Annotated in this window: 23 protein-coding genes; 9 read left to right on the forward strand and 14 right to left on the reverse strand. The window is 71.3% G+C overall.

Annotated features, from left to right (window positions below):
* Positions 1–9 precede the first annotated feature (9 nt).
* Positions 10–642 carry an HAD family hydrolase gene (locus tag IE305_RS12505; RefSeq protein ID WP_190129613.1) on the reverse strand — a complete coding sequence of 211 codons (633 nt, stop codon included), beginning with the start codon at positions 640–642 and terminating at the stop codon, positions 10–12.
* A gap of 53 nt (positions 643–695) precedes the next feature.
* Positions 696–1946 carry an MFS transporter gene (locus IE305_RS12510; RefSeq protein WP_190129614.1) on the reverse strand — a complete coding sequence of 417 codons (1251 nt, stop codon included), beginning with the start codon at positions 1944–1946 and terminating at the stop codon, positions 696–698.
* A 204-nt stretch (positions 1947–2150) separates the two neighbouring features.
* On the opposite strand from IE305_RS12510, the gene IE305_RS12515 reads away from it, so the two are divergent.
* Entirely contained in the window at positions 2151–2612 is a 462-nt protein-coding gene (locus IE305_RS12515; RefSeq protein WP_190129615.1) for a MarR family winged helix-turn-helix transcriptional regulator, read from the forward strand.
* Here IE305_RS12515 and IE305_RS12520 read toward each other — a convergent pair.
* From IE305_RS12520 to dnaB, 5 genes are all read right to left on the reverse strand, one after another.
* Positions 2609–3388, reverse strand: coding sequence for a TetR/AcrR family transcriptional regulator (locus tag IE305_RS12520; protein WP_190129616.1), 780 nt, complete (start codon positions 3386–3388; stop codon positions 2609–2611). The genes IE305_RS12515 and IE305_RS12520 overlap by 4 nt on opposite strands.
* 190 nt (positions 3389–3578) lie before the next feature.
* Positions 3579–4724, reverse strand: coding sequence for a pyridoxal-phosphate-dependent aminotransferase family protein (locus IE305_RS12525; RefSeq protein ID WP_190129617.1), 1146 nt, complete (start codon positions 4722–4724; stop codon positions 3579–3581).
* 58 nt (positions 4725–4782) lie between these two features.
* Positions 4783–5652: an ATP-grasp domain-containing protein gene (locus tag IE305_RS12530; RefSeq protein WP_190129618.1), complete on the reverse strand. Its 870-nt coding sequence runs from the start codon at positions 5650–5652 to the stop codon at positions 4783–4785.
* 61 nt (positions 5653–5713) lie between these two features.
* A complete protein-coding gene (locus tag IE305_RS12535) occupies positions 5714–6229 on the reverse strand; it encodes a GNAT family N-acetyltransferase (RefSeq protein ID WP_190129619.1) in 516 nt (171 codons plus the stop codon).
* Between the two features lie 172 nt (positions 6230–6401).
* Positions 6402–7931 carry a replicative DNA helicase gene (gene dnaB, locus IE305_RS12540; protein ID WP_190129620.1) on the reverse strand — a complete coding sequence of 510 codons (1530 nt, stop codon included), beginning with the start codon at positions 7929–7931 and terminating at the stop codon, positions 6402–6404.
* 428 nt (positions 7932–8359) lie between these two features.
* Between dnaB and IE305_RS12545 the strand changes: the two genes are divergently transcribed.
* A complete protein-coding gene (locus tag IE305_RS12545) occupies positions 8360–9700 on the forward strand; it encodes an MATE family efflux transporter (RefSeq protein ID WP_190129621.1) in 1341 nt (446 codons plus the stop codon).
* A gap of 128 nt (positions 9701–9828) precedes the next feature.
* Here IE305_RS12545 and rplI read toward each other — a convergent pair whose 3' ends face one another.
* From rplI to rpsF, 4 genes are all read right to left on the reverse strand, one after another.
* A complete protein-coding gene (gene rplI / locus IE305_RS12550; RefSeq protein WP_190129622.1) occupies positions 9829–10275 on the reverse strand; it encodes a 50S ribosomal protein L9 in 447 nt (148 codons plus the stop codon).
* A gap of 18 nt (positions 10276–10293) precedes the next feature.
* The gene (gene rpsR / locus IE305_RS12555; protein ID WP_004950692.1) at positions 10294–10530 is read right to left on the reverse strand and encodes a 30S ribosomal protein S18; all 237 of its coding nucleotides are present in this window, start codon (positions 10528–10530) and stop codon (positions 10294–10296) included.
* Between the two features lie 42 nt (positions 10531–10572).
* Complete coding sequence (locus IE305_RS12560; RefSeq protein ID WP_190129623.1) at positions 10573–11148, reverse strand: single-stranded DNA-binding protein; 576 nt, start codon at positions 11146–11148, stop codon at positions 10573–10575.
* Positions 11149–11226: 78 nt separating this feature from the next.
* The gene (rpsF, locus tag IE305_RS12565; RefSeq protein ID WP_004950685.1) at positions 11227–11517 is read right to left on the reverse strand and encodes a 30S ribosomal protein S6; all 291 of its coding nucleotides are present in this window, start codon (positions 11515–11517) and stop codon (positions 11227–11229) included.
* Positions 11518–11793: 276 nt separating this feature from the next.
* Between rpsF and IE305_RS12570 the strand changes: the two genes are divergently transcribed.
* From IE305_RS12570 to IE305_RS12580, 3 genes are all read left to right on the forward strand, one after another.
* Positions 11794–12123 carry a hypothetical protein gene (locus IE305_RS12570; RefSeq protein ID WP_190129624.1) on the forward strand — a complete coding sequence of 110 codons (330 nt, stop codon included), beginning with the start codon at positions 11794–11796 and terminating at the stop codon, positions 12121–12123.
* 110 nt (positions 12124–12233) lie between these two features.
* Positions 12234–13352: a lipid II:glycine glycyltransferase FemX gene (locus IE305_RS12575; protein WP_190129625.1), complete on the forward strand. Its 1119-nt coding sequence runs from the start codon at positions 12234–12236 to the stop codon at positions 13350–13352.
* A 60-nt stretch (positions 13353–13412) separates the two neighbouring features.
* Complete coding sequence (locus IE305_RS12580) at positions 13413–14444, forward strand: alanine racemase (RefSeq protein WP_190129626.1); 1032 nt, start codon at positions 13413–13415, stop codon at positions 14442–14444.
* A gap of 49 nt (positions 14445–14493) precedes the next feature.
* Here IE305_RS12580 and IE305_RS12585 read toward each other — a convergent pair whose 3' ends face one another.
* Together IE305_RS12585 and IE305_RS12590 are read right to left on the reverse strand one after the other, a co-directional pair.
* Positions 14494–15984, reverse strand: a complete 1491-nt coding sequence (locus tag IE305_RS12585; RefSeq protein ID WP_190129627.1) for a glycosyltransferase family 87 protein — start codon at positions 15982–15984, stop codon at positions 14494–14496.
* 131 nt (positions 15985–16115) lie between these two features.
* On the reverse strand, positions 16116–18749 hold the full coding sequence (locus tag IE305_RS12590; RefSeq protein WP_190129628.1) for a transglycosylase domain-containing protein: 2634 nt from the start codon (positions 18747–18749) through the stop codon (positions 16116–16118).
* A 357-nt stretch (positions 18750–19106) separates the two neighbouring features.
* Here IE305_RS12590 and IE305_RS12595 point away from each other — a divergent pair, with 357 nt between their 5' ends.
* The 3 genes from IE305_RS12595 to IE305_RS12605 all read left to right on the forward strand — a co-directional run bounded on the left by IE305_RS12595 (position 19107) and on the right by IE305_RS12605 (position 22316).
* The gene (locus tag IE305_RS12595) at positions 19107–19775 is read left to right on the forward strand and encodes a PadR family transcriptional regulator (protein ID WP_190129629.1); all 669 of its coding nucleotides are present in this window, start codon (positions 19107–19109) and stop codon (positions 19773–19775) included.
* Between the two features lie 51 nt (positions 19776–19826).
* Positions 19827–20909: an inositol-3-phosphate synthase gene (locus tag IE305_RS12600; protein ID WP_190129630.1), complete on the forward strand. Its 1083-nt coding sequence runs from the start codon at positions 19827–19829 to the stop codon at positions 20907–20909.
* An 87-nt stretch (positions 20910–20996) separates the two neighbouring features.
* Entirely contained in the window at positions 20997–22316 is a 1320-nt protein-coding gene (locus IE305_RS12605; protein WP_229890882.1) for an MFS transporter, read from the forward strand.
* A gap of 77 nt (positions 22317–22393) precedes the next feature.
* On the opposite strand, the gene IE305_RS12610 is transcribed toward IE305_RS12605, so the two are convergent.
* A complete protein-coding gene (locus tag IE305_RS12610; RefSeq protein ID WP_190129631.1) occupies positions 22394–23854 on the reverse strand; it encodes a CCA tRNA nucleotidyltransferase in 1461 nt (486 codons plus the stop codon).
* A gap of 219 nt (positions 23855–24073) precedes the next feature.
* Between IE305_RS12610 and IE305_RS12615 the strand changes: the two genes are divergently transcribed.
* Positions 24074–26386, forward strand: coding sequence for a DUF6049 family protein (locus IE305_RS12615; RefSeq protein ID WP_190129632.1), 2313 nt, complete (start codon positions 24074–24076; stop codon positions 26384–26386).
* Positions 26387–26390 lie beyond the last annotated feature (4 nt).

The following is a 26390-nucleotide window of genomic DNA, read 5'->3' on the forward strand; positions in this document are numbered from 1 at the left end:
CCTGGGCCCCTACCCCCGCCCCGCCACCAGCGCGTACGCCTCGCGCAGGTCGCCGCCGCGGTAGGCGTGGGTGGCGATGTCCCGGACGTGGTGGTCGGCGTTCACCGCCACCGACACCGGCACCACCCCGAACAGCCGCGCGTCCGACATCGAGTCGCCGTACGCCACGCAGTCCGCCCGGCCCAGCCCGTACCGCCCGCACAGCTCGTCCGCGATCCGCACCTTGGCCGCCGCGTCGAGGATGCCCGCCGGATCGACCGCCTCCCGGAACGGCACCGCCGGCCACCGCGACCCGTACGCCGCATCCGCTCCCCAGTCGAGCAGCCTCTCGACGAAGAACGCCGGCGACAGCGAGATCACCGCACACCGCTCGCCCCGCGCCCTGATCTCCGACCACACCTCCCGTATCCCCGCCAGCCACGGCGCGCCCTCGAAGGCCGCCGCCACCTGCGCCTCGGTCAGCTCCGTCCACAGCTCCACGGCCAGTGCCGCGAACCGCGCCGGCGTCAGCCGCCCCGCCGCGAACGCCCGCTCCAGCTCGTCGGTCTCCGCCTCCAGCCCGAGCCGGCGGGCGATCTCGACGGCCGCCGCCGAGCCGCGGATCAGCGTCCCGTCCAGGTCGAACAAGTGCAGTCTGCTCATGGCCACCGAGCCTAGGCGGCCCGGTGGCGCTCCTCCCCCTTCCGCCGGTTCTCTCAGCCCGCCGCCCCGACCCGCTCGCCCGCGACCTCGGCGGCCGCGGAGGTCCCCGCGTTCCCGCGGCCCGTCGCCGGGCCCGCCGCCACGACGCGTCCGGACCGGACGGCCCGCCGCTCCAGCGCCGCGGAGACCAGCGCCAGCCCCAGCGCCGCCCCCGCCATCAGCGCCCCCACCCAGGGGGGCGAGGTGTAGCCGAGGCCGGCGGATATCACCAGGCCGCCGAGCCAGGCCGCCAGCGCGTTGCCCAGGTTGAACGCACCGATGTTCACCGCCGAGGCCAGCGTGGGCGCGCCCGCCGTCTGGTCCAGCACCCGCTTCTGCAGCGGCGGCACCGTGGCGAACCCGAAGGCGCCGATGAGCAGGATGTCCGCGGCCGCCGCCGCCTTGTGGTGCGCGGCGAGCGGCAGCAGGGCGAGCAGCACCGCCAGGCCGCCGAGCGCGGTGAAGAGCATCGGCATCAGCGCGCGGTCGGCATAGCGCCCGCCCACCAGGTTGCCGCCCACCATGCCCAGCCCGAAGAGGACGAGCAGCCAGGTCACCGAGGACGGGGCGTAGCCGGTGACCTCGGTCGCCATCGGCGTGAGGTACGTGGTCATGGTGAACACGCCGCCGAAGCCCAGGACGGTCATCGCCATGGCGAGGAGCACCTGCGGGTTACGGAAGGCGGCCAGCTCGCCCCGGACCGGCGAGTGCTCCGGCCGCGGCTGGGCGGGCACGAGCGCGGCTATGCCGAGGACGGCGAGCACGCCCAGGCCGGCTATGGCGTAGAAGGTGACGCGCCAGCCGGCGCTCTGCCCGACGAGGGTGCCGACGGGCACGCCCACGACGTTGGCCACGGTCAGGCCGGTGAACATCATGGCGATGGCGCCCGCCCGCTTGTGCGGCGCGACCAGGTCCGCGGCCACGACGGCGCCGATGCCGAAGAAGGCGCCGTGCGCCAGCGAGGCCACGATCCGGCCGGTGAGCAGCAGCCCGAAGGCGGGTGCGGCGGCCGAGAGCGCGTTGCCCACGACGAACAGGCCCATGAGGCCCATGAGCATCCGCTTGCGCGGTATGCGGGCGCCGAGCACGGCCAGCAGCGGGGCGCCGAGGACGACACCGAGGGCGTACCCCGTGGAGAGGTAGCCGGCCGTGGGGACGGACACGCCGAATTCGTCCACGACCTCGGGCAGCAGGCCGGACGTGACGAACTCGGTCGTGCCGATGCCGAAGGCGCCGATGGCGAGCGCCAGCAGGGCGAGGGGCATGACGAGGTCCTTCGAAGACGGAAGAGGGGGAGAGGAAGAGAGGAAGGCGGGAGCACCACGGCCAGAAACACCGCGCACACCTTCTAACGGCCTAAACAATAATTGCGTCCGCCGATACTTGCAAGCGCTTGCTATTGCGTCGGAAGGCTACCCTGGTGTGAACAGCACGCTTCAGGCGTAGGACACCGAAGGAGGGCGCGAAACATGTCCCGCACCCCGGACCCCGCTCTCGTCGGGCTGGCCCAGGGCTGGTGCGCCCTGTCCGCCCTGCACAGCCGCATCGAGGCGCACCTGGAACGAGCCCTCCAGGCCCACCACGACCTCAGCGTCCGCGAGTTCTCCGTGCTCGACGTGCTCAGCCGCCAGCACGACGGCGAGGGCGGGCACCTGCGCATGAACGAGGTCGCCGACGCCGTCGTCCTCAGCCAGAGCGCCACGACGCGCCTGGTCACCCGGCTGGAGGACCGCGGCCTGCTGACCCGCTACCTCTGCCCCACCGACCGCCGCGGCATCTACACCGACGTCACCGACGCCGGCCGCTCCCTGCTCGCCGAGGCCCGCCCCACGAACGACGCCGCCCTGCGCGAGGCCCTCAAGGACGCGTCCGACCGCGCCGAGCTCGCCCCGCTCGTCGACGCCGTGCGCTCCCTCTCGCCCTCTTCCTAGCCTTCGCGCCCACGCGCCCGCACGCGCTCGCGGTGCGCCTTCTGCCGGCACGCGCCCCCGCAGTACCGCGCGGGCCTGCCCGTACGCGCCGAGCGCACCGGGTCGCCGCACACGGCGCATCGCCCCGTTTCGTTACGCCCTTCCGGCACCGGGGCGGGGAGTTTCGTCACATGCCGACCCGGGCGGAGGCTGTCGCAGGCCAGCGCCGTCATCCGGCCCGGCGGCAGCCCCGGCCCGCGGCGCTGCTCCATCGACAGGCACCCCAGCAGCAGCGCCATCACGTCGTCCATCCCCACGTCCCGCCGTACCGCACCGGCCTGTTGGGCCCGGCGCAGCAGGACGCCCAGGGCGTCACGGAAGTCCGCCTCGACGCCCGGTGAGGGCTCGAAACTGCCCTCCAGCGCGTCGCACAGCCCCTTGTTGCGCACCGAGAGCCGCACCACCGCCGCCAGGTAGCGGAAGAAGACCGGTCCGGGGTCGTCCGCCTGCGCCAACTCCCGTGCGGAGTCGGTGAAGAGCCGTACCCGGTCCACGACCGTCGCCCTGAACAGGGCTTCCTTGGAAGGGAAATGGCGGTAGACGGTGCCCGTGCCCACGCCGGCGCGGCGCGCGATCTCGCCGAGCGGTACCGACAACCCCTGTTCTTCGAACGCCGATCGCGCTGCTTGCAGCACGAGTTGCCGATTGCGCCGCGCGTCGGCCCGCAGGGCCGCGGACCCCTGAACCGGCGTGGCCGGCGCCACCGCCGGACGGGACGGCGTACGGGTCCGGTCCATGCGCGAGGTGCCTCCGGGTACCGGGAAGGGAAACGGGACGTGGGTTCCGATTCTATCCGTGTGAGTGAGCGAGGAGGCGCAGGCGACATATACCGAAAACCCGTGCTAACAGTTCTCTGGGACGAGACAAGAAAAAAGGGGCCGCCGCCGGTGCCGAACAGCACCGGCGGCGGCCCCGCAGAAGGACCGGTCAGCCCGTGGCCACCGCGTCCCACGCCGCGCCCGCCGCCTCCAGCGCGCCGTCCACCGGCGCCACCGGCGCGCCCAGCGCGCGCAGGCCGTCCACCAGCGCGGACAGCGAGGCCAGGACCGTCTCGCGGTCGGCGTCCATCCCGTAGTGGTTGACCCGGATCATTTCCTTGGCCAGCGCACCGCCCGCCGCCTGCAGCGGCACCGACGCGTCGGCGGCCAGCGCCGCCGCCACCACGTCCCGGGCGTCCACGCCGTCGGGCGCGCGCAGCGTCGTGGCGACGGGCGCGGCGTCCTCGTCCCGCACCACGTAGGGGGCGAGGGACTCCAGGGCCCGTACACCGGCGCGCGTGGCCGCCGAGGCGGCGCGGTGGCGCGCGATGGCGCTGTCCAGGCCCTCTGCGCGCACGCGGTCCACGGCCTGCTCCAGCGCCAGCATCTCCAGCTGCGCCGGGGCGTGCGGCAGGGCCGCGCGCCCGCCGTCGATCCAGCGCTCCTTCCAGTCCAGGAGCGACAGGTACGAGCGGCGGGGCGCCTGCTCATTGGCCGCGATCCGCTCCCACGCGCGGGCGCTGACGGACGCCACCGACACACCGGCGGGGCCGGCCAGTGCCTTCTGCCCGCCGATGACGCACAGATCGACGCCCCACTCGTCGGTCAGCAGCGGCTCCGCGCCGACCGACGCGACCGCGTCGAGCATCAGCAGCGCGCCGTGCTCCCGCACCACCGCGCCGATCTGGGCGACCGGGTTGGTGTTGCCGGTGGCCGCCTCGGCGTGCACCAGGCTGACGAAGTCGATGGCGGGGTGCGCACGGAGCGCGTCCGCGACCTGCTCCGCGCCGACGGCGCCGCTGAAGGGCGCCGTCACGGTGACGACCTCCGCGCCGCACGAGCGCAGCCAGCCGCCGAACGTCTCGCCGTACGGACCGGTGATCACGTTGAGGGCCGTGCTGCCGGGCCGTACGGCGGAACGGATGCACGCCTCCAGCGGCAGCAGGGCCTCGCCCTGCATCGTCACGACGCTCTCGGCCGTCCGCATCAGCGCCGCCGTCTTGTCCTCGACGCGGGCGAAGTGGGCGGCGCTCAGCGGCGCCAGGTCGAGCAGGTCCGGAGCGGTGCTCGCGGTGTGCGCGGTGTTCGCGGTCACGGTGCCTTCCAGGTGGTCTCGCGCCGCGGGTCCGGCGCCGGCCGTTCTCCCGTCGACTCTACGTCCGGGCCGGGGCCCCCGCCGAGGAGGGGACACCGGCGAGGAGCCGGTGCAGAGACTCCGTCATCGCCGTCACGAACGCGTCGCGCACGGCCGGCGCGACGAGGTCCAGGGAGAGGTACGGGTTGAGGTCCTCCAGCTCGACGAGCAGCAGCCCGCCGTCCGGCGCGCGGCAGGCGTCCACGCGCTGGATGCCGTGGTCCATCGCGTTCCAGTCGACGAACCGCTGCGCGAACGCCAGGTCCTCCGCCGTCGGTGCGTACGGCTCCAGCTCCCAGCGCCGCTCGGGCCGCGGCGCGTACAGGGCGTACTGGAAGGCACGGTCGACGAAGTAGAACGAGACCTCGTAGCGGAAGTCGATCCGCGGCTGTACGAGCACCTCGGCCAGGTCCTCGCCGGCCGCCATGGACTCCAGGCCGGCCCGGTCCACCACGCGCAGGCCGATCGAGTCGGCCCCCGACCGCGGCTTGACCACGTACGCCTCCGCCCGCGGCAGCCGCCCGAGGTCCTCGGCGCTGCCGGCGGTGGGTATGACGGGGTAGCCCTCGGCGCTCAGGTCGAGCAGGTACTGCTTGCCCACCATGTCGGCCTTGCCGGTCAGCTGGTTGTGGACGCGTACGCCGCGCTCCAGCGCGCGGGCGCGGAACGCGGCGTACTCCTCCTGGTAGTGGATCACCGGACCGCTGTTGCGGACGACCACGGCGTCGAAGGACTCCATCAGCGCCGTGGCGTCCCGCGGGTGGCACAGGGCGACGTCGAAGTCCGCCCGCAGCCGGCCGGACAGGAAGATGTCCTCGTCGCAGTACCGGCGCCCGCGCGCCTGATAGGTGAGATCGGTGACGTACAGGAGACGGGGCCGGACGGACATCTCACTCCCAGCGTGATCGGATGATCACAAAAGTACACCCGGCCCCGGTCCCTACGGTGTGTCAGGCAAGCAGCCGGTAGCGGGCCGTCTGCTCGTCGGTGGCCCAGTGGTGGAAGCCGGCCTTCTCCAGGACGCGGACGGACGCCGGGTTCGTGAGCTCCACGGTGGCGACCACGGTGTGGACGCCGGGCGCGGCGAGGGCGTACGCGGCGAGTGCCCGGGTGGCCTCGGGGGCGTAACCGCGGCCCCGGCGGGAGGCCACGATGCCGTAGCCGATCTCCAGAGTGCCGTCGGCCGGTGGCCAGAACAGGCCTATGGAGCCCACCACCAGGCCGCTGTCGCGCTCGACGACCAGACGGTGGCCGTACGGGCCGAGCCAGTCGGGGTACTGGCCGAAGAGGCCGGCGACGACGCGGTCGCCTTCGGCGGGGAAGTCGTCGGCCCAGTCGGCGCGCCTGGAGTCACCGACGACCGCGGCGGCCTCGGCCGTCGTCCAGGGACGGAGGACGAGGCGGTCGGTGGTCAGGTCTGCATGAGCAGAGGCAGCAGAGGAAGAAGAGGCAGAGGAAGAGGACACGTGTCACTCCTGGTCGTGGGAACGACCCGGACCGCGCTCCGTCAGCGCGTCGTCCGGACGAGGGCATGCTGAGGACGGCCGGCGGCGGCCATATTCATCAACCTCCCTGGTCCTTGATCACGCGTCTCTCGCGTGGGCGAGACCCTAGCACCGGTGTCCGGGCTGCCGGTGATCAGGTCTGTGCCATGTCCACGAAGCGCGAGTAGTGGCCCTGGAAGGCGACCGTGATGGTGGCCGTGGGGCCGTTACGGTGCTTGGCCACGATCAGGTCGGCCTCGCCGGCGCGCGGCGACTCCTTCTCGTAGGCGTCCTCGCGGTGGAGCAGGATGACCATGTCGGCGTCCTGCTCGATGGAGCCCGATTCACGCAGGTCGGAGACCATCGGCTTCTTGTCCGTACGCTGCTCGGGGCCACGGTTCAGCTGGGAGAGCGCGATCACGGGGACCTCCAGCTCCTTGGCGAGGAGCTTGAGGTTGCGGGACATGTCCGAGACCTCCTGCTGACGGCTCTCGGGGCGGCGCGAGCCGCCCGACTGCATCAGCTGGAGGTAGTCGATGACGACGAGCTTGAGGTCGTTGCGCTGCTTCAGGCGGCGGCACTTGGCGCGGATCTCCATCATCGACAGGTTGGGCGAGTCGTCGATGTAGAGCGGCGCCGCGGAGACGTCGGGCATGCGGCGGGCGAGCCGGGTCCAGTCGTCGTCCGTCATCGAGCCGGAGCGCATGTGGTGCAGGGCCACGCGCGCCTCGGCGGACAGCAGACGCATGGCGATCTCGTTGCGGCCCATTTCGAGGGAGAAGATGACGCTGGGCAGGTTGCTCTTGATCGAGGCGGCCCGCGCGAAGTCCAGCGCGAGGGTGGACTTACCCATGGCGGGACGGGCCGCGATGACGATCATCTGGCCGGGGTGGAGGCCGTTGGTGAGCGCGTCGAGGTCCGTGAAGCCGGTGGGGACGCCGGACATCTGGCCGCTGCGCGACCCGATCGCCTCGATCTCGTCGAGCGCGCCCTCCATGATGTCGCCGAGCGGGAGGTAGTCCTCGCTGGTCCGCTGCTCGGTGACGGCATAGATCTCGGCCTGGGCCTTGTTGACGATGTCGTCGACGTCGCCGTCGGCCGCGTATCCCATCTGCGTGATGCGCGTGCCCGCCTCGACGAGGCGGCGCAGCACGGCGCGCTCGTGGACGATCTCGGCGTAGTACTCGGCGTTGGCCGCCGTGGGCACCGACTGCACCAGGGTGTGCAGGTAGGCGGCGCCGCCGACGCGGGTGATCTCGCCGCGCTTGGTCAGCTCGGCCGCGACGGTGATGGGGTCGGCCGGTTCGCCCTTGGCGTAGAGGTCGAGAATGGCCTGGTAGATGGTCTCGTGGGCGGGGCGGTAGAAGTCCTCGCGCTTGAGCACCTCGACGACGTCGGCGATCGCGTCCTTGGAGAGCAGCATGCCGCCCAGGACGGACTGCTCGGCGTCGAGGTCCTGCGGGGGGACGCGCTCGAAGCCGCTGCCGCGGTCCCAGCCGTCGTCACCACCGCCGCCGTCGTGACCGCCGTGCCCGTCACGGCCGGAGCCGTCGCCGCGGTCGTGACGGCCGCCGCGGCCCTTGCCGCCGTCGCGTCCGTCGCCCCGGCGGGAGCGCGGGAAGGGAAGTCTGTCGCCGGGTCCGGCCTCGCCCCAGGGGTCGTCCATGGGCTCGGGGATGCTCACCCCTGGGCCACCTCCTCCCGTCCGCGCAGCGGACCTCGCCGTGCCCCTCTTTCCTACGGCACGGCTCTGACACATCGCGCACCGGACTCCGCGTGCGACCGGTCCACGGTAGGGCTGCGGGCACCGTCAGCCAATCTGGTTATCCACAGGGGGTGTGGATGAACTGCCTCAGCCTGTGGAGAACTGCCCCGATCCTGTGCATGGGTCGGGGGAAACCACTGTGGACAAACACACAGTCCCCCTCACCTCACCCTCCTGACCTGCATGTTTATCATCCACCGGCTGTTGAGGAGAAAAACTTCGCCGGGTGGGCGGAGATCGCGACAAACGGCGCAGAGAAGATCACACACCAGTCCCGAAAGTAAGGGGCGTAAGCTAAGTGCAGCGATTACCTGTGGAAGATTGGACGGCCCTGTGAGGACCACCCCGTGAGCCACGCCCCCACCACCGGCCCGACCGGCATCCGCCGGCACGACCGGGAGATCGTCGCACTCGCCGTGCCCGCCTTCGGCGCGCTCGTCGCCGAGCCCCTCTTCGTCATGGCGGACAGCGCCATCGTCGGCCACCTCGGCACCCGTCAGCTGGCCGGCCTCGGGGTCGCCGCCGCGCTCCTCACCACCGCCGCCGGCGTCTTCGTCTTCCTCGCCTACGCCACCACCGCCGCGGTCGCCCGGCGCATCGGTGCGGGTGACCGGCGGGCCGCCATCCGGCAGGGCATGGACGGCATCTGGCTCGGCGCGCTCCTCGGCGCCGCCGTCGCCGCGGCCGTCCTGGTCGCGGCCCCCGCCCTGATCCGGCTCTTCGGCGCCTCCCCCACCGCCGCGCCCTACGGCACCACGTACCTGCGCATCAGCGCCCTGGGCATCCCCGCGATGCTCGTCGTCCTGGCGGCGACCGGCGTCCTGCGGGGGCTCCAGGACACCCGGACCCCGCTCTACGTCGCCGTGGGCGGCTTCGCCCTCAACACCGCGCTGAACGTCGCCCTCGTCTACGGCGCCGGCCTGGGCATCGCCGGCTCCGCGTGGGGCACCGTGATCGCCCAGTGCGCCATGGCCGCCGTCTACCTGGCCGTCGTCGTCCGCGGCGCCCGGCGGCACGGCGCCTCGCTGCGGCCGGACGCCGCCGGCATCCGGGCCTGCGCCCAGGCCGGCGCGCCGCTGCTGGTCCGTACGCTCTCGCTGCGCGCCGTGCTGATGATCGCCACGGCGGTCGCCGCCCGGCTGGGTGACGACGAGATCGCCGCCCACCAGATCGTGCTCAGCCTGTGGAACCTGCTCGCCTTCGCCCTGGACGCCATCGCCATCGCCGGTCAGGCGATCATCGGCCGCTACCTGGGCGCCGGGGACAGCGACGGGGCGAAGGCCGTCTGCCGGCGGATGGTGCAGTGGGGCGTCGTGTCGGGTGTGGTCCTGGGCGCCCTCGTGGTGCTCTCGCGGCCGGTGTTCGTCCCCCTGTTCACCTCGGACCCGGGGGTGCGCGGCACGCTGCTGCCCGCGCTCCTGGTGGTGGCGGTGGGGCAGCCCGTGGCCGGCGCGGTGTTCGTCCTGGACGGCGTGCTGATGGGGGCCGGCGACGGCCCCTACCTGGCACGGGCGATGCTGCTCGTCCTGGCCGTGTTCACGCCCGCCGCGCTCCTGGTGCCGGTGGTGGGCGGCGGGCTGACGACGCTGTGGTGGGCGATGACCGTGATGATGGCGGTCCGGCTGCTGACCCTGTGGGCGCGGGCCCGTTCCGGCCGCTGGCTCGTCACCGGCGCGGTCCGGGCCTGAGCCCGGCGCGCGTACGGGTACGGGTACGGCGCGCCCGGCAGCCGCCGGAAGGCGACCGGAACGGCGGAAGGGCCGCACCCCGGCTGGGGTGCGGCCCTTCCGTCAGGCTGTGCCTGTGGTCACGGCCGTCAGGCGGCGACGACCTCGATGCCGAGCTTGGCAACGACGTCGGCGTGCAGACGCACGGACACCTGGTGGGCGCCGAGGGTCTTGATGGGCGAGCCCACCTCGACACGGCGCTTGTCGACCTCGGGACCGCCGGAGGACTTGATCGCGGCAGCGATGTCGGCCGGGGTCACGGAGCCGAACAGACGGCCGGCCTCGCCGGCACGGGTGGCCAGGCGAACCTTGACACCCTCGAGCTGGGCCTTGACCTCGTTGGCCTGCTCGACCGAGGCGATCTCGCGGATCTTGCGAGCGCGACGGATCTGCTCGACGTCCTTCTCGCCACCCTTGGTCCAGCGGATCGCGAAACCGCGCGGGACCAGGTAGTTGCGAGCGTAGCCGTCCTTGACGTCCACGACGTCGCCGGCGACACCGAGGCCGGAGACCTCGTGGGTGAGGATGATCTTCATTGGTCGGTCACCCTTCCCTTATCGCGCGGACGAGGTGTAGGGCAGCAGCGCCATCTCACGGCTGTTCTTCACGGCCGTGGCGACGTCACGCTGGTGCTGAGTGCAGTTGCCGGTCACGCGACGGGCACGGATCTTGCCGCGGTCGGAAATGAACTTCCGCAGCATGTTCGTGTCCTTGTAGTCCACGTAAGCGGTCTTGTCCTTGCAGAACGCGCAGACCTTCTTCTTCGGCTTGCGCGGGGGCGGCTTCGCCATTGTCTTTCTCCTGTGAATCAAGAAGTTTCTGTGCCGACGCCCTTAGAAGGGCGGCTCGTCGGAGTAGCCGCCGGAGTTGCCGGAGCCGCCGCCCCAGCCTCCTCCGCCGCCGCCCTGCTGGCTGCCGGACGGAGCGCCGGTGGCCCAGGGGTCGTCGGCGGGAGCACCGCCGCCGCCCTGCTGGCCGCCGGGGCCGGAGCCCCAGCCGCCGCCCTGGCCACCACCGAAGCCACCCTGGCCACCGCCACCGCGGCCCGCGGTCTTGGTGACCTTCGCCGTGGCGTTCCGCAGGCTGGCACCGACCTCGTCGACGTCGAGCTCGTAGACCGTGCGCTTGACGCCCTCGCGGTCCTCGTAGGACCGCTGCTTCAGCCGGCCCTGCACGATGACGCGCATGCCCCGCTGGAGCGACTCGGCGACGTTCTCCGCCGCCTGCCGCCACACCGAGCACGTGAGGAAGAGGCTCTCGCCGTCCTTCCACTCGTTGGTCTGGCGGTCGAAGGTGCGGGGGGTGGACGCGATGCGGAACTTCGCGACCGCCGCACCGGAGGGGGTGAAGCGCAGCTCGGGGTCGTCGACCAGATTGCCGACGACCGTGATGACGGTCTCGCCTGCCATGGATGAACCTCTCGGCGGGTGTGCTGGCTGCTTGCTACTCGTGGAGATGCAGCCCGATTACCTCTGAACCGTCGGGGTTCAGTGGGTCTCGGGACGGAGGACCTTGGTCCGGAGGACCGACTCGTTCAGGTTCATCTGGCGGTCGAGCTCCTTGACGACCGCAGGCTCGGCCTGCAGGTCGATGACCGAGTAGATGCCCTCGGGCTTCTTCTTGATCTCGTAAGCGAGACGACGACGGCCCCAGGTGTCGACCTTCTCGACCTTTCCGTTGCCCTCACGGACGACGGAGAGGAAGTTCTCGATCAGCGGGGAGACTGCACGCTCCTCGAGATCGGGGTCGAGGATGACCATCACCTCGTAGTGACGCATGTGGAACCCACCTCCTTTGGACTCAGCGGCCACGGTCGATCCGTGGCAGGAGGGTCGTGATGCGTGAACAACGGTATCGGCCGACACTGACAATCAGCGGGGAGTCCCTGGGTAGCCCCCGGGACCGCCGCTGGGTCCGGGCAGACACCGATGCAGACCGTACACAGTACCCCGAACACCCGGTCCGGTTGAAATCGGACCGCCCGGCACAGCACTCTGAACGCAACGGGTGTGACCGGCGCTACACCGCGCCGCCTGGCTTCAGGAGGTACCCCCATGACACAGGCAGCACGGCAACCCCACGGGCTCCGCGCCCTGATCAACGGCGTGCTGAACAGCGATGGCAAGCCCCACCCCGTCGAGAACACCCTCGCCGCCGTGACCGTCGTGCTCGGTCTGGTGGCCTTCGTCTCCTCGGCGTTCAAGGACATGCACCTGCTCAGCTCGTGGAGCGGCCTTGCGGGCATCCTCACGGGGGCGTGGGGGCAGTTCATCTCGGCCACCACCGCCGAGCGCTTCCTGCTGATCGTCGGCCTGGGCGCGGCGGCCATCGGCTTCTTCCTGGGCATGGCCCACGGAGGACTGTTCGGCGGTCTGATCGGATAAGTCGGAAAAGGGGCCGTACGCCCAAACGGGGCGCTCCCCGGTCGCAGTAGGCTTCGGCGCGAGAGCCGGAGCCCCGATCCTGGGGACACACCTGCCGAGGAGCGCCCCGCATGAGCCTGACCCTGAGGACCATCAGCCGAGAGCAGCATCTGGCGTACATCCAGACCCTGCCCGCGGCCAGTCACATGCAGGTGCCGGGATGGGCGGACGTCAAGGCCGAGTGGCGGTCGGAGAACCTGGGCTGGTTCGACAAGACCGGCCAGCTGGTGGGCGTGGGCCTGGTGCTGTACCGCCAGCTGCCCAAGATCAAGCGCTACCTGGCCTACCTGCCCGAGGGCCCGGTGATCAACTGGTACGCGCCGAACCTGGCCGACTGGCTCCGCCCGATGCTGGAGCACCTCAAGAAGCAGGGCGCCTTCTCCGTGAAGATGGGCCCGCCGGTCGTCATCCGCCGCTGGGACGCCGACGCGATCAAGAAGGGCATCGCCGACCCGGACGCCAAGCGCCTGCGGGACGTCGAGGCCACCTTCATCGAGCCGCGCGCCTTCGAGGTCGCCGACCAGCTGCGCCGGATGGGCTGGCAGCAGGGCGAGGACGGCGGCGCCGGCTTCGGTGACGTGCAGCCGCGCTACGTCTTCCAGGTGCCGCTGGAGAACCGTTCCCTGGAGGACGTCCACAAGGGCTTCAACCAGCTGTGGCGGCGCAACATCAAGAAGGCCGAGAAGGCCGGCGTCGAGGTCGTGCAGGGCGGTTACGAGGACCTGCCGACCTGGCAGCACCTCTACGAGATCACGGCCGAGCGCGACAAGTTCCGCCCGCGCCCGCTGAGCTACTTCCAGCGCATGTGGACGGCCCTCAACAGCGAGGACCCCAACCGCATGCGGCTGTACTTCGCCGTGCACGAGGGCGAGGCGGTGGCCGCGGCGACGATGCTGATCGTCGGCGGGCACGTCTGGTACTCGTACGGCGCCTCGGCGAACCACAAGCGTGAGGTCCGGCCGTCGAACGCCATGCAGTGGCGGATGCTGCGCGACGCCTACGCGCTCGGCGCCAGCGTCTACGACCTGCGCGGCATCGGCGACTCGCTGGACGAGACGGACCACCTCTTCGGCCTCATCCAGTTCAAGGTCGGCACCGGCGGCCAGGCGGCGGAGTACCTCGGCGAGTGGGACTTCCCGCTCAACAAGCTGCTCCACAAGGCTCTCGACATGTACATGTCGCGCCGCTGACCCCTTCGCGACCACCACCACGTCACTCAGCAGACCCAGGGAAAGGTTCCGGGACCGGCCATGGCGCTCACGCTCTACGTCGACACCGCGCGCTGGCGGGCACACCAGCAGTCCGTCGTCCAGCAGTTTCCGGGGATCGTCCCGGTGTGCAAGGGCAACGGCTACGGCTTCGGCCACGACCGGCTCGCCGAGGAGGCGACCCGGATGGGCGCCGACATCCTCGCCGTCGGCACCACCTACGAAGCGGCCCGGATCAAGGACCTGTTCAGCGGCGACCTGCTGGTGCTGACCCCCTTCCGGCTCGGCGAGGAGCCGGTGCCGCTGCCGGACCGCGTCATCCGCTCGGTCTCCTCGGTGGAGGGCGTGCGCGGCCTCGTGGGCGCGCGCGTCGTCATCGAGGTCATGAGCACGATGAAGCGGCACGGCATCAGCGAGGAGGACCTCCCCAAGCTGCACGCCGCCATCGAGGACGTGCGCCTGGAGGGCTTCGCCATCCACCTGCCGCTGGACCGCGGTGACGGCAGCACGGCGGTGGACGAGGTCGCCGGCTGGATGGAGCGGCTGCGCGCCGCCCACCTGCCGCTGCACACCATGTTCGTCAGCCACCTGCGCGCCGAGGAGCTCGTCCAGCTCCAGCAGCGCTACCCGCAGACCCGCTTCCGGGCCCGCATCGGCACCCGGCTGTGGCTCGGCGACCACGACGCCACCCAGTACCGCGGCGCGGTCCTGGACGTCACGGCCGTCGCCAAGGGCGACCGCTTCGGCTACCGCCAACAGAAGGCCCCCGGCGACGGCTACCTGGTCGTGGTGGCCGGCGGCACCTCGCACGGCGTCGGCCTGGAGGCGCCCAAGGCGCTGCACGGCATGATGCCCCGCGCCAAGGGCGTCGCCCGCGCGGGCCTCGCCACCATGAACCGCAACCTGTCGCCCTTCGTCTGGGCCGGCAAGCAGCGGTGGTTCGCCGAGCCCCCGCACATGCAGGTCTCGATCCTGTTCGTGCCGAACGACGCGCCCGCCCCCCAGGTCGGCGACGAGCTGGTGGCCCATCTGCGGCACACCACGACGCAGTTCGACCGCGTCCTCGACCACTGATCCCCGCACGGATCCGTTCCCCCCTGTCACGGACCACCGGGGCCGCCGCCTACGGCCGGCGGCTCCCGGTGCCCCACTGGACACGCGTACCGTCCTCGGGTGCCGTCCGCTCCTCGCGGTCGGCGCCGAGGACGAATATGTCCGGCGCCCCGTCCAGCACGCCCCCGGAAGGGTCGTCCGAGCCGTCGCGGCGCACCACGTCCCGCTCGGGCAGCAGGATGTCGCGCACCACGAGCGCGCACAGGTAGAGCGTCCCCAGCAGGTGGACGACGATGGCCAGCTGGTAGCCCTCGGCCGGCAGTCCCTGGTGCTTGTCACCGCTGCCGGTGTAGGCCAGGTAGAACCAGATGCCCAGGAAGTAGAGCACCTCGCACGCCTGCCAGACGAGGAAGTCCCGCCACTTGGGCCGGGCCAGCGCCGCCAGCGGCACGAGCCACAGCACGTACTGCGGTGAGTAGACCTTGTTCACCAGGATGAACAGCGCGACCACCAGGAAGGCCAGCTGCGCGAACCGGGGCCGCCGGGGCGCGCTCAGGGCCAGCGCCCCGATGCCCAGCGCGCCCAGCAGCATCAGCAGCGTGGCGTAGGTGTTGGCGTCGTCGAGCGGGTCGCCGGTGCGCTGGGAGACGACCAGCCAGACCGACCCGAAGTCCACCGGCCGCTCCTGGCTGAAGGTGTAGAACTTCGCCCAGCCGGGCCGGATGTGGAAGCCGCCGGCGTCGTGCGTGAACATCAGCGGCAGGTTCACCACCAGCCAGGCCCCGGCCGCGGCCGCCGCCGTACCGAGGAAGGCGCGCAGGCGGCCGGCGCGCAGGCACAGCACCAGCAGCGGCCCCAGCAGCAGGGCGGGGTAGAGCTTCGCCGCCGCGGCGAGGCCGATCAGCACGCCCGCCGCCACCGCCCTGCTCCGGGACCACATCAGCATGGCGGCCGCGGTGAGGGCCACGGCGAACAGGTCCCAGTTGATGGTGGCCGTCAGCGCGAAGGCCGGGGCCAGGGCGACCAGCAGCGCGTCCCACGGGCGGCGCCGGTGCGTCCGGGCCACGCAGACCGCGATGACGGCGGCGCAGGCCATCAGCATCCCGGCGTTGATGAACCAGTACGCCTGCTCCCGGTGCTGCAGGGTGCCGCCGCCGGGTGTGAGCAGCGCGGCCACCTCCATGAACAGGCCCGTGAGCACCGGGTACTCCAGGTACTCCATGCCGCCGGAGAGCGTCTGCGGGATGCGGTCGAGATAGGGAATGAGCCCCTGGTCGAAGCCGCGGCCGTTGTACAGGTGCGGGATGTCGGAGTAGCAGGCGTGGGTGTACTGGGTGGTGGCGCCCAGGAACCAGCCGTGGTCGTAGCACGGCAGCTTCTGCACCATGCCGAGGGCGAACATGCCGATGGCGACGAGCGCGATCACCCGGACCGGCGTCCACCAGCTCACGCCCAGCAACGCACGGCGGCCCACCGGCCCGCCGAAGAGCTCGCTGCCGGCGGCGGCCACCTCGTCCTCGACGGTGGGCCGTACAAGCTGGTCGTCCCGCACGCTTCTCATGACGGACATCCTGCCGTACCGGCCCGGCACCCGGCGGTGCCTGTGGACAACGCCCGAGGGCCGTCCCGCGCGTGCGCGGAACGGCCCTCGAATGCCCAGGTCAGGCCCGCCTGACCGGATTAATCGGATGATCAGCCGTGGGGTCCTCCGAAGAGGCCTCCCCCGCCCTGCGGACGCCGGGAGTAGTCGGGCGACGGGGACTCGCCCGGATCGCCGATGCCCCCGGGACCGCCGTTCCCGCCACCGTTGCCGTTGCCGCCGCCGTTCCCGTTGCCCGAGTGGCACTTCGGGTCCAGCAGGCCGCAGCTCCTGGTCGGCGACGGCGAGCTGGAGGGCTGCTTCGACGGCGAGGCGGACGCCGAGGGCGACGGCGAGGCCGGCGCGGAGGCGGACGGCGAGGCGCTGGGGGAGGGGCTGGCGCCGTCGCCGTAGACCTTCTCACCGATCGGCTGCGGCGGGTCGAACTGCATGACCGGCTGTCCCTTGAGCGCCTGGCCCATGTAGTCGGCCCAGATCTCGGCCGGGAAGGAGGCGCCGTGAATGGTGGGCTTGCCACCCACGCCGCGCATGGAGAGGAACTCCTGCCGCTTGGCGTTGGGGTCCACGCGGTACATCCCGATCGCGGTGGACAGCTGCGGCGTGTACCCGGCGAACCAGGCCGACCGGTTGCCGTCGGTCGTACCGGTCTTGCCCGCCACCGGCCGGTTGCCCAGCTGCGCCGACGTACCCGTACCCGCCTCGACGACGGTCTTCAGCACGTCCGTGACGTTGTTGGCGACGTTCGGGTCGAAGGCCTGCGCGGTCTTCTTCTCGTGCGCGTAGACGGGGTTGCCGTTCTTCTCGACCTTCTCCACCGAGTACGGCTCGGACTGCTTGCCGCTCGCCGCGAAGGTCGCGTACGCGTCGGCGAGCCGGATCGCGCTGGGCGCCGAGGTGCCCAGCGAGAAGGTGGGCGTCAGCGAGGCCAGCTGGTCCTCGTCGAGACCGGCCTTGAGCGCGGCCTCCTGCACCAGGTCCGTGCCCACGTCCATGCCGAGCTGGATGTAGGGCGTGTTGACGGAGAACTGCATGGCCGTGCGGAGGGTGATGGGACCGCGGTCCTCGTCACCGTCGTTCCGCTGGTGCCACTCCTTGCCGTTCTCGTCGTGCCACACGGTGCCGTTGTACTTGCGCAGCGTCAGCTTGTTGTTGCCGTTGTAGATGCTCTCGGGGGAGACGAGCGTGCGCTGGGCGTCGCTCTGCTTCTCGCCGAGCCCGGGGTTGCGCTTGCCGTGCGTCATGGCGGCGGCCAGGACGAACGGCTTGAAGGTCGAGCCGACCTGGACGCCGGTGTAGTCGGCGTTGTTGGTGAAGTGCTCCAGCGCGTTCTCGCCGCCGTAGATCGCGACGATCTTGCCGGTCTTCGGCTCCACGGACGCGCCGCCGAACTGCACGAACTTGTCGACGTCGCGGACGTCCGGCTTGATGTTCGCCTTCCGCACCTCCTCGACCGACTTCGACAGCGCATTGACCTTGTCCCGGTCGAAGGTGGTGTAGATCTGATAACCACCCTTGTCCAGCTCGGCCTTGCTGATCCTGGAGTGGGCGACGATGTAGTTGTCGGCGAGGTCGGTGAGGTAGCCGATCTGACCGGCCCGGTTGGTCGCCGGCTTGGGCTTCTGCGGCTGCGGGAAGCCCTTCTGGATCCACTTGTCGCGCTCGGCGGCGTCCATCCGGCCGACCTGGACCTCACGGTTGAGCGTCCACTCCCAGCGCTCGGTGGCGCGCTTGGTGTTCTTCTCCGGCGTCGCGGCCGGGCCCTGACCGCCGTAGGGGTCGTAGAGGTTCGGGCCGTTGAGCGTGGCGGCGAGGAACGCGCTCTCGCTGGGCGTCAGCTGGCCGCAGTCCTTGTCGAAGTACGCGCGGGCGGCGGCCTGGATGCCGTAGGCGCCGCGCCCGTAGTACGCGGTGTTGAGGTAGCCGGCGAGGATGAAGGGCTTGTCCTTGGTGGCCCCGACCTTCACGGAGATGAGCAGCTCGGTGGCCTTGCGCTTGAGCGTCTGCTCCTGGCTCAGGTACGTGTTCTTCACGAACTGCTGGGTGATGGTCGAACCGCTCTGCGTCTCACCGCCCTGCGCCATCTTCACGACGGCGCGCAGGATGCCCATCGGGTCGACGCCCCAGTCCTTCTCGAAGCTGGCGTTCTCGGCCGAGATCACCGCGTTCTTCATCGAGTCGGGGATCTGCTGGTACGACACGATCTGCCGGTTCAGGTTGCCGCCGCCGGCGACCACCATCTGCTTGCCGTCGGACCAGTAGTAGACGTTCTTCTCGACGACGGCGGCCTTCTGGGCGCTGGGCACCTGGACGACCGCCAGGGCCACGCCGACGATGCCGACGACGAGCCCTATGAAGGTGACGACGAGGCCGGCCACCAGCTTCCAGGACGGGATCCAGCGCCGGAATCCGGTCTTCCCGGCCCGGGGGTAGTCCACCAGGCGCCGGCGCCCGGGCCGGCCCCCGTCCCGGCGCCCGCGGCCACCGCCGCCGGGCCCGGCGTCCGGTGACCGTCTGCGGCCCGCGGGTGTACCGCGCTGACCTGCGGCGCGGCGGCTTTCGGCGCGGCTTGCGGAACGGGGTTCGTCCCCGCGGCCGCGGCCTCGCCCGGCGGAGTTGCCGGGTGGTGCGGCGCGGCGGCCGGACGCCGGCTGCTGAGCCGCGCGACGGGCCGCGGCTCGGCCGCCGCCCTGATGAGACTGCGGCGGCTTGCGGCGGTGCTCGCTCATCGAACGGTTACTCCTCGGGCAGGCGCTATCGCCTGACAGCGGCAGGTGGCTTGCGGTCCCCCCGGCATACGGCCCGGCTGTCCCCCCGAGCGAAGGGCCGTACTGCGTACGGGACGAGGACGCACGAGAGCGTCACCCGGTTCCCATTGGTCTGCATGGCGCACAGACTACGCACGGCCAAATCACTCCCACTGGGGATGTTCACTCCAATTCAGGCTGGTTGTGTCCCACGAATCGGTGATGTGACCTCGTTCACCGCAGGCCCTCTTGTCGAGTCAGGACGCTCGTTCTATCGTCGGGATGTATCGAGTCGATACATCAGCTCGGAATAAAGGGTCTGCGGACGAAGGAGGGGACATGAGCCGACGCTCCGGCATCCTCGAGTTCGCCGTCCTCGGCCTGCTCCGCGAGTCCCCCATGCACGGGTACGAGCTGCGCAAACGCCTCAACACCTCGCTCGGGGTGTTCCGTGCGTTCAGCTACGGCAGTCTCTACCCCTGCCTGAAGACCCTCGTGGCCAACGGCTGGCTGACGGAGGAGCCCGGCAGTGCCCCGGAGGACGCCCGCGCGGCGTCCCTGGCCGGCCGGCGGGCGAAGATCGTCTACCGGCTGACCACCGCGGGCAAGGAGCACTTCGAGCAGCTGCTCGCCCACACCGGCCCCGACGCCTGGGAGGACGAGCACTTCGCCGCCCGCTTCGCGTTCTTCGGGCAGACCTCGCGGGACGTGCGGATGCGGGTGCTGGAGGGCCGCCGCAGCCGGCTGGAGGAGCGCCTCGAGAAGATGCGCGCCTCCCTGGCCCGCAGCCGCGACCGGCTGGACGACTACACGCTCGAACTCCAGCGGCACGGCATGGAATCGGTCGAGCGGGAAGTCCGCTGGCTGAACGAGCTGATCGAGAGCGAGCGGGCGGGGCGCGACCAGCGCAACGGCACCGCCGCCCACGACACATCAGGAGAAGCGGGCGGCCTGCCCCGGCACCGGGGTGGCACCCGGCCGGATCCGTCCGACGACACCGCCAAGTGAACCCCTGCCGTCCGCAGGGAGTTCGTCGAGTACTAACAGGGAGCAACCGGAATGGGTTCGGTTCGCGTAGCGATCGTCGGTGTGGGCAACTGCGCCGCCTCGCTGGTGCAGGGCGTCGAGTACTACAAGGACGCCGACCCGAACGGCCGTGTGCCGGGTCTGATGCACGTGCAGTTCGGCGACTACCACGTGCGTGATGTCGAGTTCGTGGCCGCTTTCGACGTCGACGCCAAGAAGGTCGGCCTCGACCTGGCCGACGCCATCGGCGCCAGCGAGAACAACACCATCAAGATCTGCGACGTGCCGGCCACCGGCGTCACCGTCCAGCGCGGCCACACCCTCGACGGTCTGGGCAAGTACTACCGCCAGACCATCGAGGAGTCCGCCGAGGCCCCGGTCGACATCGTCCAGGTCCTCAAGGACAAGCAGGTCGACGTCCTGGTCTGCTACCTGCCGGTGGGCTCCGAGGAGGCCGCCAAGTTCTACGCCCAGTGCGCCATCGACGCCAAGGTCGCCTTCGTCAACGCCCTCCCGGTCTTCATCGCCGGCACCAAGGAGTGGGCGGACAAGTTCACCGAGGCCGGGGTGCCGATCGTCGGTGACGACATCAAGTCGCAGGTCGGCGCCACCATCACGCACCGCGTGATGGCCAAGCTGTTCGAGGACCGCGGCGTCGTCCTGGACCGCACGATGCAGCTGAACGTCGGCGGCAACATGGACTTCAAGAACATGCTCGAGCGCGACCGCCTGGAGTCCAAGAAGATCTCCAAGACGCAGGCCGTCACCTCCCAGATCCCCGACCGCGACCTGGGCGAGAAGAACGTCCACATCGGCCCGTCGGACTACGTGGCCTGGCTGGACGACCGCAAGTGGGCCTACGTCCGCCTGGAGGGCCGCGCGTTCGGTGACGTCCCGCTGAGCCTGGAGTACAAGCTCGAGGTCTGGGACTCCCCGAACTCCGCCGGCGTCATCATCGACGCCCTGCGCGCCGCGAAGATCGCCAAGGACCGCGGCATCGGCGGCCCGATCCTCTCCGCCTCCTCGTACTTCATGAAGTCCCCGCCGGTCCAGTACTTCGACGACGAGGCCCGCGAGAACGTCGAGAAGTTCATCAAGGGCGAGGTCGAGCGCTGAGCCGCGTCCCCCGCTGAGCCGTTCGCCTGATCACAGGTCCCCGGGTGTTGCACCCGGGGACCTGTGTGTTGTGTGAGGCTGGGCACCATGCCCGTTGTGCGTGATCTTCGCGTCCTGCTGCGGCTGCACGGGTTCCGCCGCCTCCTCGCCGTACGGCTGCTCTCCCAGACGGCCGACGGCGTCTACCAGGTCGCGCTCGCCGCCCACGTCGTCTTCTCCCCCGAGAAGGAGACGTCCCCCGCCGCCATCGCCTCCGCCATGGCGGTCCTGCTGCTCCCCTACTCCCTGCTGGGCCCCTTCGCCGGCGTGCTCCTCGACCGCTGGCGCCGCCGCCAGGTGCTGCTGTACGGCAACCTGCTGCGTGCCGCCCTGGCCGCGGGGACCGCCGCACTCGTCGTCGGCCACGTGCCGGACGGGCTGTTCTACGCCTCCGCGCTGTCGGTGACCGCGGTCAACCGCTTCGTCCTGGCGGGCCTGTCCGCGGCCCTGCCCCGGGTCGTCGACTCCCCCGAACGCCTGGTGATGGCCAACGCGCTCTCCCCGACCGCCGGAACGCTCGCCGCCACCGCCGGCGGCGGCCTCGCCTTCGCCGTACGCCTCGGCGCCCCTGCCGGCGCCACCGCCGACGCCCTCGTGGTGCTGCTCGGCGCCGCGCTCTACCTGGCCGCCGGCCTGAGCTCGCTGCGCATGCGGGCCGGGCTGCTCGGGCCGGACGTGGCCCCGCGCACCCCGGTACGGACCGCCCTGCTCATCACCACGCGCGGCCTCGTCGCGGGCGTCCGCCACCTGGCCGAACGCCGGACCGCGGCCCGGGCCCTGACCGCCATGACGCTGATGCGCTTCTGCTACGGCGCCCTGACGATCACCCTGCTGATGCTCTGCCGGTACGCGTGGGCGAGCAGCGAGGCGGAGGGCCTGGCGCTGCTGGGCTACGCGGTGGCCGTGTCGGGCGCGGGCTTCTTCGCGGCGGCCCTCGTCACGCCGTGGGCCGTCGGGCGGCTGGGCCGGCTGGGCTGGATGGCCGCCTGCGCGGGAACCGCGGCCGTCCTGGAACCGAGCCTGGGCCTGCCCTTCGAGCCGGCCCCCATGCTGGTCGGCGCGTTCGCCCTGGGGCTCACCACACAGGGCGCGAAGATCGCGACGGACACCGTGGTGCAGGCCTCCGTGGACGACGTCTTCCGGGGGCGCGTCTTCTCCCTCTACGACGTCCTGTTCAACGTGGCCTTCGTCGGAGCGGCCGGCGTGGCGGCCCTGGTCCTGCCACCGGACGGCCGGTCCGCCGGACTGGTCGTGGCCGTGGCCGTCGTCTACGCGGTGGTCGCGGTCAGCCTGACGGGTACGACCGAGGAGCGGCGCGACACGAGTGAGGAGCAGCGCTCCACGACAGAAGGGCGGCGTTTCACGTGAAACACCGCCCCTCCGCGCACCCGGCCGGCTCGTGTTTCACGTGAAACACCCGCGTGGAACACGAGCCCGCCGATGCATCAGCCCTGCTGCTCGGCCCACCACTCCTTGAGCGCCGCCACCGCAGCGTCCGGCTCCATCGGGCCGTGCTCCAGGCGCAGCTCCAGCATGTGCCGGTACGCCTGGCCCACCTCGGGGCCGGGGCGGATGCCGAGGATCTCCATGATTTCGTTGCCGTCGAGGTCCGGCCGGATGGCGTCGAGCTCCTCCTGCTCCTGGAGGCGGGCGATGCGCTCCTCCAGGCCGTCGTAGGCGCGGGAGAGGGCGTTGGCCTTGCGCTTGTTCCGCGTGGTGCAGTCCGAGCGCGTCAGCTTGTGCAGCCGCTCCAGGAGGGGGCCGGCGTCCCGTACGTACCGGCGGACGGCGGAGTCGGTCCACTCGCCCGTGCCGTAGCCGTGGAAGCGCAGGTGCAGCTCGACCAGCCGGGAGACGTCCTTGACCATGTCGTTGGAGTACTTCAGCTTGGTCAGCCGGGCCTTGGTCATCTTGGCGCCCACCACCTCGTGGTGGTGGAAGGAGACCCGGCCGTCCTTCTCGAAGCGGCGGGTGCGGGGCTTGCCGATGTCGTGCAGCAGGGCGGCGAGGCGCAGGACCAGGTCGGGGCCCTCCTGCTCCAGGTCCATGGCCTGCTCCAGGACCGTGAGGGTGTGCTCGTAGACGTCCTTGTGCCGGTGGTGCTCGTCGCGCTCCAGGCGGAGGGCGGGGAGCTCGGGCAGGACGTGGGCGGCCAGGCCGGTGTCGACGAGGAGCTTGAGGCCCTTGCGGGGGTGCTCCGAGAGGATGAGCTTGTTGAGCTCGTCCCGGACGCGCTCGGCGGAGACGATCTCCAGCCGGGCGGCCATGTCGGTCATGGCGGTGACGACCTCGGGCGCGACGTCGAAGTCGAGCTGCGCGGCGAAACGGGCGGCCCGCATCATGCGCAGCGGGTCGTCGGAAAAGGAGTCCTCGGGGGTGCCGGGGGTGCGCAGGACCCGGGCGGCCAGGTCGTCGAGGCCGTTGTGCGGGTCGATGAACTCCTTCTCCGGCAGCGCGACGGCCATCGCGTTGACGGTGAAGTCGCGGCGGACCAAGTCCTCCTCAATGGAGTCGCCGTAGGAGACCTCGGGCTTGCGGGAGGTGCGGTCGTACGCTTCGGACCGGTATGTGGTGATCTCGATGTCGAAGTCGGACTTGCGGCAGCCCACGGTCCCGAAGGCGATGCCGACCTCCCACACGGCGTCCGCCCAGGGCCGGACGATCTTCAGGACGTCGTCGGGGCGGGCGTCCGTGGTGAAGTCCAGGTCGTTGCCGAGGCGGCCGAGCAGCGCGTCCCGCACCGATCCACCGACCAGGGCGAGGGTGAACCCGGCCTCCTGGAAGCGGCGGGCGAGGTCGTCGGCCACGGGGGAGACCCGGAGCAACTCGCTCACGGCTCGGCGCTGCGCCTGGCTGAGCTCGTTGACCGGCGACGGGGTATGGCTGTCATTGTTGGCGTTCGGCACAACAGAAGAGGGTACGTGTCCGCGCGCGGATGAGCCTCTTCGTTCCCCCGGGGTTCCCGGTCGCGGAGGCGACCGGCCCAAAGCAGGACCGGCCCGGACAACGGGCGCGCACCGGCGATCTTGTAGTGCGGTCCGCGGCACTTCGCCCCAGCGGGCCTCGTTACCATTCGTGGACGCACATCCGACGACCACTGACGACGACGAGGGACGGGCGAGCGCGTGGCCGAGGCGGCAGAGTTCCAGGGGACGAGATCCGCTCCTGCCTGCCGGTGGCGCCGACGCACTGCGGTCCTCCTGGCGGGGATGCTGTTCGTCCTGGGGCTCGGGCAGCTGCGGGCGGCCCCGGTGGCGCGCGCCGACAACCCCGGTGGGCATGCGGTCGGTGTGACGGTCGACAGTTTCGCTCCGGTGGCGCCCCGGCAGGACGACACCCTCACGATCTCCGGTTCGGTCACCAACAACAGCGGGTCGACGATCACCGGCGCCCACGTGGGGCTGCGGGTGGGCCAGCAGGTCGGCACGCGCAGCGACATGGACGACATCGGTGACCGGAGCGGCTTCTCCGGGTCGGACGGCTCGGAGATCGGCAACCACACGCAGAAGCTCGACGCCCTGCCGCCGGGGGTCAGCCGGGACTTCACGCTGAGCCTGCCGGTCAAGGACCTGGACCTCGGCAAGGACGGCGTCTACCAGCTGGGCGTCACCGTCTCGGGTCAGGCCGGCGGCTCGTCGGAGCGGGTCCTGGGCATCCACCGGACGCTGCTGCCCTGGCAGCCGTCCGCGACGGAGGGCAAGAAGACCCGCCTGACGTTCCTGTGGCCGCTGATCTCCGGTACGCACCTCACGGCCCGCACCGAGCCGGACCAGCAGCAGACGCCGATCTTCCCCAATGACGACCTCGCCGCGGAGCTGGGCCCCGGTGGCCGGTTGCAGCAGCTGGTCGCGCTGGGCAAGACGCTGCCGGTCACCTGGGTGATCGACCCGGACCTGCTGGCCACGGTCGAGGCGATGACCAAGCGGTACCAGGTCGGCGGCCCCGGCGGGCAGAGCACGCCGGGCAAGGGCCAGGCAGTCGCCAAGCAGTGGCTCAACCAGCTCCAGGACGCGGTGGCGAACCACGAGGTCGTGGCGTTGCCGTTCGCCGACCCCGACCTGGCGTCGCTCGCCCACCGCGGCAAGGACGTCTCGGGCGCGCTCAGCCACCTCCAGTCCGCCACCGAGCTGGCCTCCGTCACGGTCGACACGATCCTGGGCGTGAAGCCGCGCACGGACTTCGCCTGGCCGGTGGACGGCGCGGTGGACTCCTCGATCGTGGACGTGGCGACCTCGGCGGGCGCCCACAACGTCATCGCCCGCAGCGACAGCCTCAAGGAGCCCGGCGGCTCGCCGTACGCGCCGACGGCGGCCCGCCAGATCGGTGGCGGGAACACCGCGATCGTGGCGGACGCCCGGCTGTCCACGGCCTTCCAGGGCGACATGGTGCGGGGGAACGACGCCTCGCTGGCCGTGCAGCGGTTCCTGGCGCAGAGCCTCGTGGTGAACAAGCAGGCGCCGGAGAACGAGCGGAGCATCGTCGTCGCCCCGCAGCGCATGCCCACGGCGAGCCAGGCACAGGCCATGGCGACCGCGCTGCGGGGGCTGTCGGACGAGCGCTGGGCCCAGCCCATGAGCCTGGGCGACGCGGCCCGGATGCAGCCCGACCCGGCGGCGAACCAGCAGGTGCCGGGGGCCGGCTCGTACCCGGAGTCGCTGCGCGACCAGGAGCTGCCCACCGAGGCGTTCGAGGCGATTCAGCGGACGCAGGGCGCACTGGACAGCTTCAAGGTGATCCTCACCTCGCAGGACCGGGTGGTCACCCCGTTCGGCAGCGCGATCATGCGGGAGATGTCGACGTCGTGGCGCGGCAACCCGCGCGGGGCCGCCGGCTTCCGGGACGCGGTGCAGTCGTACCTCACCGAGCTCACCCGCCAGGTGCACCTGGTGGAGAAGTCGGACGCCACGCTGTCCGGCCGCAGCGCGACCATCCCGGTCACGGTGCACAACGGCCTGTTCCAGGGGGTCAGGGGCCTGAAGCTGGTGCTCACCTCCAGCCAGCCCAACCGCCTGAAGATCGAGGCGCCGCGGCAGATCGAGATCGGCGGCGGCCGCCAGCAGTCGGTGAAGTTCGAGACGCGGGCCAACGCCAACGGCCCGGTGCAGGTCACTGCCCGGCTGTACACGGAGGACGGGCAGCCGTACGGCGAGCCGGTGCTCTTCACTGTGCATGTCACCTCCATCACCCCTATGGTTCTGCTGGTCATCGCGGGTGGTGTCCTCCTCCTGGTCCTCGCGGGGCTCCGGATCTACCTCCAGCGCAAGCGGGCCGCGGCCCGCGGAGCCGCAGGTGACGGCCCTGGGAACGGCGACGGGGGAGACTGTGGTGACGACGGCGGGGCCGGAGACGGCGAGCCGGGGCAGCCGGGTGATCCCGCAGCCGAATCCGGAGCGCGGGACGGTTCCCCGTCCGGCTCGGGTGAGAAAGTGGAACGTTGACGTT

The organism is Streptomyces mashuensis (assembly GCF_014654785.1).
GTDB classification, from domain to species: Bacteria; Actinomycetota; Actinomycetes; order Streptomycetales; family Streptomycetaceae; genus Streptomyces; species Streptomyces mashuensis.